Annotated in this window: 15 protein-coding genes; 13 read left to right on the top strand and 2 right to left on the bottom strand. The window is 43.0% G+C overall.

The window, feature by feature from the left end:
* The first annotated feature begins 69 nt into the window (after positions 1 to 69).
* Positions 70 to 501 (top strand): CidA/LrgA family protein, encoded by a 432-nt coding sequence (locus ACB088_RS08820; protein WP_375038674.1) that lies wholly within the window; start codon positions 70 to 72, stop codon positions 499 to 501.
* A gap of 12 nt (positions 502 to 513) precedes the next feature.
* Entirely contained in the window at positions 514 to 1,203 is a 690-nt protein-coding gene (locus ACB088_RS08815) for an LrgB family protein (protein WP_005041374.1), read from the top strand.
* Between the two features lie 7 nt (positions 1,204 to 1,210).
* On the opposite strand, the gene ACB088_RS08810 is transcribed toward ACB088_RS08815, so the two are convergent.
* On the bottom strand, positions 1,211 to 2,704 hold the full coding sequence (locus ACB088_RS08810) for a PLP-dependent aminotransferase family protein (protein ID WP_375038673.1): 1,494 nt from the start codon (positions 2,702 to 2,704) through the stop codon (positions 1,211 to 1,213).
* A 115-nt stretch (positions 2,705 to 2,819) separates the two neighbouring features.
* Here ACB088_RS08810 and ACB088_RS08805 point away from each other — a divergent pair, with 115 nt between their 5' ends.
* Positions 2,820 to 3,455: an FMN-binding negative transcriptional regulator gene (locus ACB088_RS08805; protein ID WP_375038672.1), complete on the top strand. Its 636-nt coding sequence runs from the start codon at positions 2,820 to 2,822 to the stop codon at positions 3,453 to 3,455.
* A gap of 42 nt (positions 3,456 to 3,497) precedes the next feature.
* Entirely contained in the window at positions 3,498 to 4,091 is a 594-nt protein-coding gene (locus tag ACB088_RS08800) for a GNAT family N-acetyltransferase (RefSeq protein ID WP_375038671.1), read from the top strand.
* A gap of 7 nt (positions 4,092 to 4,098) precedes the next feature.
* Here the strand turns inward: ACB088_RS08800 and ACB088_RS08795 are convergent, their stop codons facing one another.
* Entirely contained in the window at positions 4,099 to 5,286 is a 1,188-nt protein-coding gene (locus ACB088_RS08795) for an MFS transporter (protein ID WP_375038670.1), read from the bottom strand.
* A gap of 408 nt (positions 5,287 to 5,694) precedes the next feature.
* Between ACB088_RS08795 and mdcA the strand changes: the two genes are divergently transcribed.
* From mdcA to madM, 9 genes are read left to right on the top strand one after another with little or no spacing between them, the layout of a single operon-like run.
* On the top strand, positions 5,695 to 7,374 hold the full coding sequence (gene mdcA / locus ACB088_RS08790) for a malonate decarboxylase subunit alpha (protein WP_375038669.1): 1,680 nt from the start codon (positions 5,695 to 5,697) through the stop codon (positions 7,372 to 7,374).
* On the top strand, positions 7,374 to 8,258 hold the full coding sequence (locus ACB088_RS08785; RefSeq protein ID WP_375038668.1) for a triphosphoribosyl-dephospho-CoA synthase: 885 nt from the start codon (positions 7,374 to 7,376) through the stop codon (positions 8,256 to 8,258). The genes mdcA and ACB088_RS08785 overlap by 1 nt, the downstream gene beginning before the upstream one ends.
* Positions 8,259 to 8,260: 2 nt before the next feature.
* Positions 8,261 to 8,560 carry a malonate decarboxylase subunit delta gene (locus tag ACB088_RS08780; RefSeq protein WP_056479380.1) on the top strand — a complete coding sequence of 100 codons (300 nt, stop codon included), beginning with the start codon at positions 8,261 to 8,263 and terminating at the stop codon, positions 8,558 to 8,560.
* Positions 8,553 to 9,404: a biotin-independent malonate decarboxylase subunit beta gene (locus ACB088_RS08775; RefSeq protein ID WP_375038667.1), complete on the top strand. Its 852-nt coding sequence runs from the start codon at positions 8,553 to 8,555 to the stop codon at positions 9,402 to 9,404. The genes ACB088_RS08780 and ACB088_RS08775 overlap by 8 nt, the downstream gene beginning before the upstream one ends.
* Complete coding sequence (gene mdcE, locus ACB088_RS08770) at positions 9,401 to 10,228, top strand: biotin-independent malonate decarboxylase subunit gamma (protein WP_375038666.1); 828 nt, start codon at positions 9,401 to 9,403, stop codon at positions 10,226 to 10,228. Before ACB088_RS08775 ends, mdcE begins: the two co-directional genes overlap by 4 nt.
* Positions 10,219 to 10,827, top strand: a complete 609-nt coding sequence (locus ACB088_RS08765; protein ID WP_133746247.1) for a malonate decarboxylase holo-ACP synthase — start codon at positions 10,219 to 10,221, stop codon at positions 10,825 to 10,827. The genes mdcE and ACB088_RS08765 overlap by 10 nt, the downstream gene beginning before the upstream one ends.
* A 12-nt stretch (positions 10,828 to 10,839) precedes the next feature.
* Complete coding sequence (gene mdcH, locus ACB088_RS08760; RefSeq protein ID WP_375038665.1) at positions 10,840 to 11,778, top strand: malonate decarboxylase subunit epsilon; 939 nt, start codon at positions 10,840 to 10,842, stop codon at positions 11,776 to 11,778.
* 48 nt (positions 11,779 to 11,826) lie between these two features.
* The gene (madL, locus tag ACB088_RS08755) at positions 11,827 to 12,243 is read left to right on the top strand and encodes a malonate transporter subunit MadL (protein ID WP_004642492.1); all 417 of its coding nucleotides are present in this window, start codon (positions 11,827 to 11,829) and stop codon (positions 12,241 to 12,243) included.
* Entirely contained in the window at positions 12,236 to 13,003 is a 768-nt protein-coding gene (gene madM / locus ACB088_RS08750; protein WP_004642493.1) for a malonate transporter subunit MadM, read from the top strand. Before madL ends, madM begins: the two co-directional genes overlap by 8 nt.

Below are 13,003 nucleotides of genomic sequence, written 5' to 3'. Positions count from 1 at the left end.
GAATAATTCATATTTAGCAGGTTTAACCAAGATAGCATAATAGTGTAGTTAACCATTTAATTTCGAAAAATGAGTACTGAATCTGCTTCTGGAACACCCACACAGCCTTCATTTTTAGTTTTAGGTAAACAAATTCTAATTCTGGCTGGATTTTGGTGGGTGGGATATCTTTTACATCAAAAACTTGGCGTACCTGTGTCAGCAGGCATTTTAGGTATGTTTTTATTGCTTTTATGCCTGTTCTTTAAAATTATCAAAATGGATCAGGTGGCAATGGGAGCAACTGTTGTTTTAGGTGAGCTGTTACTGTTTTTTGTGCCTGTTGTGGTTGCCGTTGTTCAGTATAAAACTCTGTTTATGACCGAAGGGTGGCAAATTGTCTTGAGCATTGCAGTTGGGACTATTTCAGTCATGCTCAGTACGTGTTTGACCATTCATTTTTACAATCGTTTGAAGGCTTATTTACAGGCTCGGAAACGTCTTCAACATAAGCATATCTAAGAGCAAAACGACATGAATATCTGGTCAATTCTTTGTCTCATCTGGACGTTGGCAGCCTATGTTGTGGCAAAGCGAATCTATCAAAAGCATCCAAAACTTTGGTTATCCCCCGCAATTAGTGTGCCTGTACTCACCATCATTTTGATGACGATTTTTGGAATTTCATACCAAACTTATGCAGAAGATACCCAGTGGATTGTTAATTTATTAGGGCCAGCTACGGTAGCTTTCGCCGTACCGATTTATCGCTATCGGGAAACGATTCGTAAAAACTTAGGTGTTTTATCGATCGCGATTATTGTGGGAATGAGTGTGGGTGTGATGTCTGCTTATGAAATGGCACAGTGGTTCCATTTTAGTCCTGAAGTCACCAACAGTTTGATGGCACGTTCGATTTCAACACCATTTGCCATGATTTTAGCTGAAGATATTCACGGTTCGGCAGCGCTAGTTTCATTATTCACCGTCATTACGGGTTTGGTCGGAATGATTTGTGGCGATGCAATTTTAGCGATTACTAAAATTCGTTCTAATGTGGCAAATGGAGCAGCCTTTGGGAACGCAGCCCATGGTTTTGGTACAGTCCGAGCTCAGCAGCGCAATAGTGAAGAGGGCGTAATCGCAAGTTTAACCATGGTGATTGCGGGTATTTTAATGGTGCTGATTGGCCCGTTTGCTATTCATCTATGGTTACTGTTGTAGGTTTTGTTTACGTTGGCTTGTCATGTTGTTGAATAATTTTTGATAGTTTTTTAATGGCTTGTTCCATAAGTTCGGGTTCAAAGTCACCCAAGCCAACAATTAAACCCGAACGTTGCTGTTCTTTTGAAAATGTCGGTGAAATTGCTTTAATGGCAATGCCTGCATTAACTGCCGTGCTTGCAACTTCAACGTCATTAACATGTTGAGCAAGCCATAACACCATATGCATACCTTGATCGCCCGGTTGTAACCAAGCCAGCTCTTGAGGTATGTATTTTTCAATCAAACCAATAATGTGCTCTCGAACTTCTGAGTAAACATTCCGAATACGTCGAATATGCCGCTCTAAATAGCCTTCTTGAATAAAAGCAGCCAAAACGTGTTGGTCGGCAGTAGGCGGGTGTCTATCAATTAACACCCTGAGTCCACAAAAAGGTGCCACCAGTTCCTTAGGCAACACTGCATAGCCAAGTCTAAGAGATGGAAATAGAACCTTGCTAAACGTTCCGAGATAAATCACCTGATCGGGTGCCATGCCTTGTAAAGATGGAAAGGGCTGACCGTTATAGCGGAGTTCACTGTCATAGTCATCTTCAATGATCCATGCATTTTGCTGCTTGGCCCAAGCCAATAACGCAGTCCGTCTTGCCAAGCTCATAGGCATGCCAAGTGGATATTGGTGAGATGGCGTTACAAACGCTGCACGGGCATTTGGAGAAAGCTTAATTCCAGCTTCAACCTGAATACCTTCGTCATCAACTGGAACACGCACCATACCAATGTTTTGTACGGTATGTTCAAAAATGGCCGTGGTCCCACGATAAGCTGGATCTTCTATCCAGACTTCATCTTTTGCTTCAAATAAAATCTGGCTGCAAATATAAAGCGCTTGTTGAATGCCGGGCGTAATCACGATTTGTTCAGGTTCGCAGTGTACAGAGCGTGAACGACGCACGTAGTCTGCTATAGCAATTCTTAGTGATAAGACACCTTGTGGTTCACCATACCCAGAAGGTGCACCTGCGCCGCGTGATCTAAATTTATTACCAAACTTACGCCAAATATCACTCGGTTGAGTGCGGCCAACAGGTACAGATACAGCAAATGGAACATGGGGAAGTGGTTTAAATTCCTTGAGTACTTGGGCATAAGAAAGAGCAGATTTGGTCAAAGGTATTGAGCTTGGTGTAATAGATTCTCCTTGAAAATGTTGCGGCGTAGGTGTTTTAACCAAAGCATGGGATACATAGGTTCCAGTTCTTGCTTGAGAATCAAAAACACCTTCTGCCAAAAGCTGATCATAAGCTTCAATAATGGTTCCGCGAGCGACCTCAAGGGTTTGAGCTAGTTCTCGGGAAGATGGCAAAGGGTCTCCCGGCTGCAAATCGCCACTTTGTACAGCTTCACGTAAAGCTTGGGTCAATTGAGCACTAATCTTTCCTTGGCTTTTATCAATCTTTGCAATAGATGGAAGTTCAACAACTTTTGCCATTCTTGCCATAATTCTGGTCTACTTAAAAAAATACAAAGTGGTTCTTTTTAATAAACCACATAAACCAGAAAATTTACAACACAAAATATAACTAACCATGATATTAACAACGAGGTTCTTAGCCATGTATATCCCTGATGATTTTGCAGAAAACCGTTTGGACGTATTGTATTCTCTTATTTTGGAGCATCCATTTGGTGTGCTTTTTACTCATGGAAGCAATGGTTTAGATGCAAATCATCTTCCGTTTGAGTTACAGACAAATGAAGGGAACTTAGGGGTGTTGCATGCGCATGTATCTAGAATTAATCCTGTCTGGCAGGACGTTAAAAATGGAGATGAAGTGCTAGTCGTGTTTCAGGCAGGTGATGCTTATATTTCCCCAAACTGGTATCCATCCAAACATGAACAGCACAAACAAGTGCCAACATGGAACTATAGAGTTGTACATGCTTACGGTAAAGTGACGATTCGAGATGATGAGCGTTATGTTCGAGGTGTTGTGGCTCGTTTAACCCGTACACATGAAGCATCTCAACCTGAACCATGGAAAATGTCTGATGCACCAAAAGACTATCTAGAACCCATGCTAAAAGCTATTGTCGGTATAGAAATTGAAATTACCAAGCTTCAAGGAAAATCAAAACTTGGGCAAAACAAAGATCGTCGAGATATTTTTGGTGCGGCGGATGGTCTAGCGAAATCTGGTCATAAAACTATAGCGGATGCTATGTACAGTGTGGCTGAGTTAAACAAATAGTTTTGAAAATATAAAATTTTAGTATTCATTAAGGAGAAAAACATGTCTTGGACTACACCTGTTGAGTTGGTAGGCGAACACGTTATTTTAAAGCCGCTAGATGTAACTCAAGCTGAATCTCTAGCAGAAGCAGTTTGCGATGGAGAACTCTACAATCTTTGGTATACCCGTGTTCCAAGACCTGAACAGATGACTGCTGAAATTGAAAGACGTTTTGGTTTACAACAGTCAGGAAGCATGCTGCCATTTTATATTGAAGACCGAAAAACAGGGCAAGCGGTGGGTATGACGACCTTAATGCATATTGAAGCTGCACATCGCCGTGCAGAGATTGGTTCGACTTGGTATCGTAAATCTGCACAGCGCACGCCTGTGAATACTGAGTGTAAAAAGCTATTGTTGGCTCATGCATTTGAGTCTTTAGACTGTATTGCGGTTGAGTTACGCACATCTTCTTTAAACGTTCAAAGCCAAGCTGCAATTGTACGTTTAGGTGCAAAGCTCGATGGGGTACTCAGAAGCCATCAAATTGTGAAAGATGATATTTTGCGAGACACCCATGTTTATAGCATTTTAAAACACGAGTGGCCTGCGGTTCGTCAAAACTTGGAATGGCTGTTAAGCAAACCACGTTAGAAATAATTTAAACAAGCTGCTTTTCTCTTTTTGGGCTGAGCCAGAAAAGAGAAACTGCTGCAATGACTAACCACGGTATTAAAGCCATATTCATTGCTTTCCAGCCAACTAAGTCGAGTAACGCGCCTGCGCTAAAAGAACAGATTAAGCCGACAATAAAAACAGTCATGTCGTTAATCGCTTGGGCCTTGGCTTTTTCAGCTGGCTTATAAGTTCCTGTTAGTAAAGAAGTACTGCCAATAAATAAAAAGTTCCATCCCACCCCTAATAAAATTAAAGAGATGGCGAAAGAAGCGAACTGAAGACCAGAGAGTGCAAATCCAACGTAACAAGCAAATAATATAAGACCCGCAAACATGATTTTAAGCACACCAAATCGGGCGATTAAGTTTCCAGTAAAGAATGAGGGGAGGAACATACCGAGTACATGCAGTTGAATGACTGTCGTAATCGATCCAAGTTCATGATGTGAGTGTCGCATGGCGATCGGTGTGGCGGTCATACCTAAAATCATGATGCCATAGCCTGTTACTGCCCCAAACAAAGCAACTAAATAGGTAGGTTTAAATACAATCTCTTGCCATGGTCGACCAGCAGTAAAGTCAGATTTTTGTTCAATTGTATGAGCAATATTTAAGCTGGATAACATACCCATTGCCACGAGCGAGATGATGCTGATAATTAAAAATGAACCGATATATTCTAAATGTTGGAATAAAGGGCCACCAAAACGTGCCAAAGTTGGGCCAATGAGTGCAGCAACAATTCCGCCTGCCATCACCCAAGAAATAGCACGTGAACGGAACGCGTCATTTGCAACTTCACTGGCAGCAAAACGATAAAACTGAGCAAAAGATTGATATGCTCCAACACATAGCGTGCCTAATGCAAGAAGGAATAGTGAGCTATAAAAGATACCAATTGAGGCAATAATGCCGCCAAGCACGCCTAAAGAAGCGCCGAATAAAAAACCGTTACGTCGTCCTACATGCGCCATGAGCATTGAGGCAGGAAACATCATTAAAGCCGTACCCAAAAACATAGATGCAATGGGTAAAGTTGCAAGCGTAGGAGTATTTGCAATATTAGCCCCAGCCAAACCACCAATGGTCATGACGATCACTGATATCGTTTGAAAAAGTGACTGGGAGCTCGCCAAAATTAGAACTTGGCGATACATGGTATTTTGAAGCATAAAGAGCCTTTAATTATAAGTATTAATTGATGAGTCTGGCTGTTTTCGGTTTTTATATAGGGAAGTATCAACAGTCCAGCTTGAAAATGTTGAGGCGTTTTTGGCAACAGGTATATGTATGTTTCTTTAGCATAAACTATTTTTTATCAAGTAATTGTAGCTGAATAATTAGACTTAATATTCTATCATCTGATAGTTTAATACAAAACAGTTGAATCACCAGTTTTTATAAATAAGCAAGTTTATAGCGGACGTTTGGTGCGTTGATTCTCTCAAATTCCTTTTTAGCCACCTTAAAATAAATCATTAACCTGAGGTTAATGACTGCTGATGTAGGTTGATTGATCAAAATTCCATAAAGCGTTTTTATAGATTCAGAACAAAACTGCGATCTATATAGGTAAGCACATGGAAGGATCTGTTCAGAATAAAGAACGGTTATGGACAAAACGGCGTCATGCCAAACAACTAAAACTGGAGATGGCAAGCCAATATACCGACGGAGTTGTCATTCCAACTCAAGACATTATTAAAGTCTTAGAAACCCTGATTACACCGGGTGACAGAGTCGTACTCGAAGGGAATAACCAAAAGCAAGCAGATTTCTTATCTCGATCTTTGGCACAAACCAATCCAGATGTTTTGCATGATTTACATATGATCATGCCAAGCGTTGGACGTTCAGAACATCTTGATCTATTTGAAAAAGGCATTGCACGTAAGCTCGATTTCTCTTTTGCTGGTCCACAAAGTTTGCGTATTAGCCAGTTGATTGAAGATGGATTGTTAGAAATTGGCGCCATTCACACTTATATCGAGCTGTATTCACGTCTTGTGGTCGATCTTATTCCAAATGTGGTGCTTTCAGCCGGTTTTATGGCAGACCGCCAAGGCAATATCTATACAGGTCCAAGTACTGAAGATTCTCCTGCACTTATTGAACCTGCGGCTTTTAGTGACGGCATTGTGATTGTGCAAGTGAATGAACTGGTCGATGATGTCTCTGATTTACCACGTGTCGATATTCCTACCTCTTGGGTTGATTTTGTGGTTGTGGCAGACCAGCCTTTTTATATTGAGCCTTTATTTACTCGCGACCCGAAACACATCAAGCCTGTTCATGTGCTTATGGCCATGATGGCAATTCGTGGAATTTATGAAAAGCATAATGTGCAATCGTTAAATCATGGTATTGGTTTTAACACTGCGGCAATTGAGCTGATTTTACCGACCTATGGTGAGTCTTTAGGTTTAAAAGGAAAAATTTGCCGAAACTGGACTCTTAACCCACACCCAACCTTAATTCCTGCTATTGAAACAGGTTGGGTAGAAAGCGTGCATTGCTTTGGTACTGAACTCGGTATGGAAAAATATGTTGCGGCACGTCCCGATGTTTTCTTTACAGGCCGTGATGGGGCGCTGCGTTCTAACCGCATGATGTGTCAGCTTGCAGGTCAGTACGCCGTTGATCTATTTATCGGCGCAACTTTGCAAGTTGATGGTATGGGACATTCTTCGACTGTCACAAAAGGTCGTTTAGCTGGTTTCGGTGGTGCACCGAACATGGGGCATGATCCGCGCGGACGCCGCCATGATACGCCAGCATGGCTGGATATGCGCTTGCAAGGTGCCAATGAAACAGAAACCTATTTAGCCCGCGGTAAAAAACTAGTTGTGCAAATGGTGGAAACCTTTCAAGAAGGCGGTAAGCCGACTTTTGTGGAACGTCTTGATGCAATTGATGTTGCTAAAACCGCAGGTCTGCCTTTAGCACCGATCATGATTTATGGCGATGATGTCACGCATTTACTGACCGAAGAAGGCATTGCTTATTTATATAAAGCAAGTAGTCAAGAAGAGCGTCAAGCCATGATTGCCGCAGTGGCAGGGGTAACCAGTATTGGTCTAAGCCAAGACCCTAAAACCACAGCACGTTTAAGACGAGAAGGTTTAGTGGTGTTCCCTGAAGATTTAGGCATTCGCCGTACCGATGCTACACGTGAACTTTTAGCTGCAAAAAATATTGCCGACTTGGTGACATGGTCAGATGGTTTATATCAACCCCCTGCAAAATTCAGGAGTTGGTAATGATGGCTCAAATTCAATATCAAACACTCAGCCATAGTCAGCTTTTAGCAGACATGGCGGTCGAGGCTTTAATTGATGAAGTGAATCTGACACCAAAGCCCGCCTTGGTCGATCGCCGTGGCAGCGGTGCACATGATGACCTGACTTTGGAATTAATGGAGCGTTCTGCGAAAAGTTTAGGCCCAATGTTTGAAGCGATGGCGCAAGTAGCAGTCCAGCACGGAACAGTGTGTCAGGCCTTGCGTGAAGACATTGGTGAAATTGGTCGCCAAGGCGAAAAAGTCATGATGTTGGCAACAAATGGTGTCAATACACACCGCGGTGCAATTTGGGCTTTGGGTTTAATGGTTACGGCAGCAGCACTTGCACGCACAAATCAACACTACTTATCGGCTGTTGAGCTATGTCAGCTAGCAGGTCAAATTGCCCAGCTTGAAGACCGCTTTATTCCCAAACAGGCTTTGAGTCATGGTCAGCAGGTACAGAAAAAATTAGCTGTCTTAGGTGCAAAAGAACAGGCACAACAAGGCTTCCCAACCATTGTAAATTTTGGTTTAAAGCAGCTTTATCAAAGTCGCAGTAAACCCATGAAAGAAGAGTTTGCTCGCTTAGATGCTTTGCTTGCCATGATGACTAACCTGACCGATACCTGTGTGCTCTATCGCTCTGGAATATCTGGTTTAAAGCGTATGCAACGAGGAGCTCAGCAAGTGCTCGATTTGGGCGGTAGTTCAAGCCTACAAGGTCGCCGTGTTTTGCATTTGTTAGAAATTGACCTACTTAGGATGAAGGCATCCGCTGGCGGAGCAGCAGATTTGTTGGCAGCAACATTGTTTATAGATCGTGTTGAGCAGTCATCTTCAAAAAATAAAGAGGGATTTTGATTATGGAAACACTTCATTTTGAGTTTTTGGCGACAGAGCCACCTGTAAAAAAAGCGTTGGTGGGATGTGTGGGTTCGGGTGATTTGGAAATTCTGATGGAACCTGGTGAGGCGGGAAAAACCACTATTCAGGTGGTGACTTCGGTAGATGGTAGTGTTGCACGTTGGAAAAATCTTTTTGAAAGGATTTTTACAGCGCAAATGCCACCAGCGGTCAATATTGATATTCATGACTTTGGTGCAACCCCTGGTGTCGTTCGTTTACGTCTGGAACAAGCCTTGGAGGAGATTGCTCATGACTGATATCCAAAGTTTATTAAATAAACAAGATTTTATTGAACTCAGTGCAAGAGAACGTGCCAAGGCATTATTGGATGAAGGAACATTTAGAGAGCTACTCGATCCATTTGCACGCGTCATGTCGCCTTGGTTGCTTAAGCAAAATATTGTGCCGCAAGCAGATGATGGCGTGGTGATTGCAAAAGGGTCTATTCAAGAGCGACCAGTGGTTTTGATTTCAATCGAAGGCTTATTTCAGGGTGGAAGCTTAGGCGAGGTGGGTGGTGCCAAAATTGCCGGTGCATTAGAGCTTGCGGTTGAAGACAATCTTAAAGGTATTCCAACGGCTGCAATCTTATTACTAGAAACGGGCGGCGTTCGCTTACAAGAGGCAAATCTGGGTTTGGCTGCAATTGCTGAAATTCAGGCTGCAATTGTGAACTTACGGCAGTATCAACCCGTGATTGCTGTAGTTGCAGGCAGTGTAGGGTGCTTTGGTGGCATGTCGATTGCTGCTGGACTATGTAGCTATATTGTAATGACACAAGAAGGACGTTTAGGCTTAAATGGCCCACAAGTGATTGAGCAAGAAGCAGGTGTACAAGAATATAACGCCAAAGATCGCCCATTTATTTGGAGCATAACTGGTGGCAACCAGCGTTTTGCTAGTTGCTTGGCAGATGCCTATGTTGACGATGATCGCCAGAAAGTTCGCCAACAAGTGATCGACTATTTAGCCCAAGGCGTGCCCAATCAGCATCGTAGTTCAAATTACTCGTTTTATTTAGCACAGCTACAACACGTTGACACTACCGAGCAGATTACTCCAGCACAGGTTCAGGCTTTGTATCAAGGAGAACAAGCATGAATATCGCAGTTGATACATTAAAAGCATCTACGCGAGGTGCACAGTGGTTTAAAGCATTCACACAGGGTTTTAAGACAGTTGAAGGTTTTCCAGCTTCAGTTTGGGTGGCTGATGTTCAGATTGATCAGCAAGCAGTACGTGTGATTGCCGTTGTTCAAGACAGCAATAATTTGTTCCCGCGAGCGAGACAAGGTGAAGTTGGCCTTTTGGAAGGTTGGAGCTTGGCAAAGGCTGTAGATGAAGTGATTCAAGCCGATGCGTATGCCGAGACTAAACGCGGCATTTTATGTCTGGTTGATGTACCTAGTCAGGCCTATGGTCGCCGTGAAGAATTATTAGGTATTCATCAAGCTTTAGCTGGTGCAGTAGATAGCTATGCTAGAGCCAGATTGGCAGGCCATCCTAGTGTGAGCTTACTGGTCGGTAAGTCAATGTCAGGCGCTTTTTTAGCACATGGTTACCAAGCCAATCGTATTATTGCCTTAAAAGATTCAGGTGTTATGGTGCATGCAATGGGCAAAGAATCTGCTGCACGCGTTACCCAAAGGTCGGTTGATGAGTTAGAGCAATTGGCTGCAAGCATTCCTCCAATGGCTTATGACATCGAAAGTTATGCAACGCTTGGATTGTTATCGGAGCTGTTATCGGTTGAAAATCCTGAACAACCAACAAATGATGATCTGTTGTTAGCGAAGCAGGTGGTTGCTCAAGCATTTAAAGAAATTAATGCTGAGCAGTCTAGAGGGCTAGAACAAAGACTTCACGGCCAAAACCGTCAGATGTCTAAAAAGGTCCGTGAATTATTGCGTGAGCAATGGTCATGAAACTTGATCTCGAAGCCCATGATTTGCTGTGGGGCATGACAGCCGACAGTTTGGTCGATGATGCTCCGCTTTGGGTGAAAGAGGTCTTACTACGAGGCGATCCTGTTGTGGTTCGACGGGCAATCACTTCTGTAGATCAAGTTGCTGTAGGTGTAAGAGGAAAATTCCGTCATCAACGATATGCAGCGCAAATGCCACGATCTGCTATTACCAAACAACTTAAACCCGAAGCACTAACTCACGTTAATACACAGCAGTTTGAGCATTTGGCAGAACGTTTGCAGAGCATTTCTAACATCATGAAAAACTTTTCAGGATGTTGGGGCTATACAGGAAGTTTTGGGTTTGAGTTGGCAACTGGCATTGAAACAGTCACCCAGCAAAGTGACATAGATTTGTTGATTCGAGCGGAACAGCCTTTTGCCAAAAAGCAAGCAGTCGAGCTACTCGAAAATTTTCAGCAAGCGGGGCTGAATGTGGATATACAGCTGCAACTACCACAAGGTGGTTTGGCTTTAAAAGAATGGGCTAGGAATAGCCGAAAAGTTCTTCTGAAACGTGCAGATGGTGCGGTTTTAGTAGAAAACCCATGGAATTAGGGAATACATATCATGGCTTCAATTTGGGTATATCCGGGACAAGGTGTGCAACGAAGCAATATGTTGCACGACTTACCTCAAACCGCTCTAGTTAAAGAATATCTTGAGTGTGCATCGGATGCACTCAAAGAAGATGTTTTGATGCTAGACAGTTCAGCTGCATTGCAATCGACACGTTCAGTACAGCTATGTTTACTCATTTCAGGGGTAGTGAGTTCAGCCTTATTAACTGCTGAAGACTTAAAACCTGATTATGTCGCGGGTCTATCGATTGGCGCATGGTCGGCTGCGGTTGTAGCAGGGGTTTTAGCCTATGAAGATGCCATTCGCTTAGTTGCCTATCGAGGGGATCTCATGCAAAACGCCTACCCAATAGGCTATGGCATGACTGCTCTAATTGGTACAGACCGAGCAACCGTAGAGACATGGGTGAAACAAATTTATGAAATAACGCCACAGGTGTATGTCGCCAATATTAATGCACATAACCAAATCGTTATTTCAGGAAGTTTTGAAGCCATGAACCAAGTTGCTGTTTTGGCAAAGCAACAAGGCGTGGTGGCAAAAAAATTAGATGTATCGGTGCCATCGCACTGTGAATTATTAAGTCAGCAAGCAGAGCAACTTGCAGCGTCTATGGAGGGACTCACTTTAAAGCAGCCTAAAATTCGATATTTAAGTGGTACAACGGCTCGCACTTTAGGCAAGGCTGAACAGATTAGGGATGACTTGGCTTTTAATATGAGCCGAATAGTCGATTGGGAAAGTACCATCCAAGCTGCATGGGAGCGAGGTGTGAGGTTGCAGATCGAAGCTTTGCCGGGAACGGTGCTTACTACACTTGCACGTCGAACATTTAAAGAAGGAACCGTGTTGTCTTTTCAAGGAACACGCATAGACAGCATTCAGATAGCAATGCAAAAAGAACAGGACAATAGTTTTTCTTTTTGAATCTGATTTTACAAAAGCATAAATGATCCAAGGATATGAGGGATTGTCATGATTATATATGGAGTTGGTTTACTCGCACTTTGCACCTTGGTCGGTGTTATTGTCGGTGATCTGTTGGGCATTTTATTGGGCGTGAAGTCCAACGTTGGTGGCGTGGGTATCGCCATGATTTTACTCATTTGCATACGGTTATGGATGGAAAAACGTGGTGTTATGACAGTTGAAACCGAAAAAGGTGTTTCATTCTGGGGCACTATGTATATTCCTGTTGTTGTTGCTATGGCAGCACAACAAAACGTGGTTTCAGCTTTATCTAGTGGACATATGGCACTCTTTGCCGCTGTGGTTTCAGTTATCGTTTGTACGCTCACGATCGCTGGTTTAAGTCGTTATAACAAAGCAACCCCTTTACCTGAAGAAGAGGACACCACGTTAAACCGCATTGGAGGCAAAGTTCATGGTTGATCTATTACTAAAAGACTTAACCCACTTAGGTTTAATTACAGCTTTCGCCTTAATTGCTTTAATTATGTGGTTGTCGACCAAGTTATCTAAATATTTAACCAATGGACGAGTGCATGCCTCAGCAATTGCGATTGTGATTGGTTTAATCTTGGCGTGGTTTGGCGGAAAAATGACGGGTGGTGAAAAAGGTATAACCGATCTTGCACTCTTCACAGGTGTAGGGCTTATGGGCGGTGCAATGCTACGTGACTTTACAATTGTAGCAACGGCATTTGAAGTACAAGCCACTGAAGCGAAAAAAGCGGGGTTTATTGGTGCATTCTCTTTATTCCTTGGAACTATTCTGCCGTTTATTGTTGGTTGTATGTTTGCTTGGATTTTTGGTTATCGCGATGCGGTGAGTATTACCACAATCGGTGCAGGTGCTGTGACTTATATTGTGGGACCAGTTACGGGCGCTGCAATTGGAGCAAGTTCAGAAGTAATGGCATTGTCGATTGCAACGGGTTTAGTTAAAGCAATTTGTGTGATGGTCTCAACACCGCTCACTGCTAAATTTATGGGACTCGATAATCCACGCTCTGCCATGATTTTTGGTGGCTTGGCTGGAACTGTCAGTGGAGTGTCGGCAGGTCTGGCAGCTACAGATCGCCGTTTAGTACCTTATGGCGCGCTTACAGCAACGTTCCATACGGGACTTGGCTGTTTAATGGGACCAACAGTTTTATTCTTTGCGGTTAAAGCATTGGTTGGTGGCTAA

The organism is Acinetobacter sp. RW6 (genome assembly GCF_041956835.1).
GTDB classification, from domain to species: Bacteria; Pseudomonadota; Gammaproteobacteria; order Pseudomonadales; family Moraxellaceae; genus Acinetobacter; species Acinetobacter calcoaceticus.
This window is presented reverse-complemented; position numbering and strand designations above follow the sequence as displayed.

What these genes read in the sequence shown, in the direction of transcription:
- ACB088_RS08820 (WP_375038674.1), top strand. Translation starts at nt 70, where the DNA reads ATGAGTACTGAATCTGCTTCTGGAACACCCACACAGCCTTCATTTTTA.
- ACB088_RS08815 (WP_005041374.1), top strand. Translation starts at nt 514, where the DNA reads ATGAATATCTGGTCAATTCTTTGTCTCATCTGGACGTTGGCAGCCTAT.
- ACB088_RS08810 (WP_375038673.1), bottom strand. Translation starts at nt 2,704, where the DNA reads ATGGCAAGAATGGCAAAAGTTGTTGAACTTCCATCTATTGCAAAGATT.
- ACB088_RS08805 (WP_375038672.1), top strand. Translation starts at nt 2,820, where the DNA reads ATGTATATCCCTGATGATTTTGCAGAAAACCGTTTGGACGTATTGTAT.
- ACB088_RS08800 (WP_375038671.1), top strand. Translation starts at nt 3,498, where the DNA reads ATGTCTTGGACTACACCTGTTGAGTTGGTAGGCGAACACGTTATTTTA.
- ACB088_RS08795 (WP_375038670.1), bottom strand. Translation starts at nt 5,286, where the DNA reads ATGCTTCAAAATACCATGTATCGCCAAGTTCTAATTTTGGCGAGCTCC.
- mdcA (WP_375038669.1), top strand. Translation starts at nt 5,695, where the DNA reads ATGGAAGGATCTGTTCAGAATAAAGAACGGTTATGGACAAAACGGCGT.
- ACB088_RS08785 (WP_375038668.1), top strand. Translation starts at nt 7,374, where the DNA reads ATGATGGCTCAAATTCAATATCAAACACTCAGCCATAGTCAGCTTTTA.
- ACB088_RS08780 (WP_056479380.1), top strand. Translation starts at nt 8,261, where the DNA reads ATGGAAACACTTCATTTTGAGTTTTTGGCGACAGAGCCACCTGTAAAA.
- ACB088_RS08775 (WP_375038667.1), top strand. Translation starts at nt 8,553, where the DNA reads ATGACTGATATCCAAAGTTTATTAAATAAACAAGATTTTATTGAACTC.
- mdcE (WP_375038666.1), top strand. Translation starts at nt 9,401, where the DNA reads ATGAATATCGCAGTTGATACATTAAAAGCATCTACGCGAGGTGCACAG.
- ACB088_RS08765 (WP_133746247.1), top strand. Translation starts at nt 10,219, where the DNA reads ATGGTCATGAAACTTGATCTCGAAGCCCATGATTTGCTGTGGGGCATG.
- mdcH (WP_375038665.1), top strand. Translation starts at nt 10,840, where the DNA reads ATGGCTTCAATTTGGGTATATCCGGGACAAGGTGTGCAACGAAGCAAT.
- madL (WP_004642492.1), top strand. Translation starts at nt 11,827, where the DNA reads ATGATTATATATGGAGTTGGTTTACTCGCACTTTGCACCTTGGTCGGT.
- madM (WP_004642493.1), top strand. Translation starts at nt 12,236, where the DNA reads ATGGTTGATCTATTACTAAAAGACTTAACCCACTTAGGTTTAATTACA.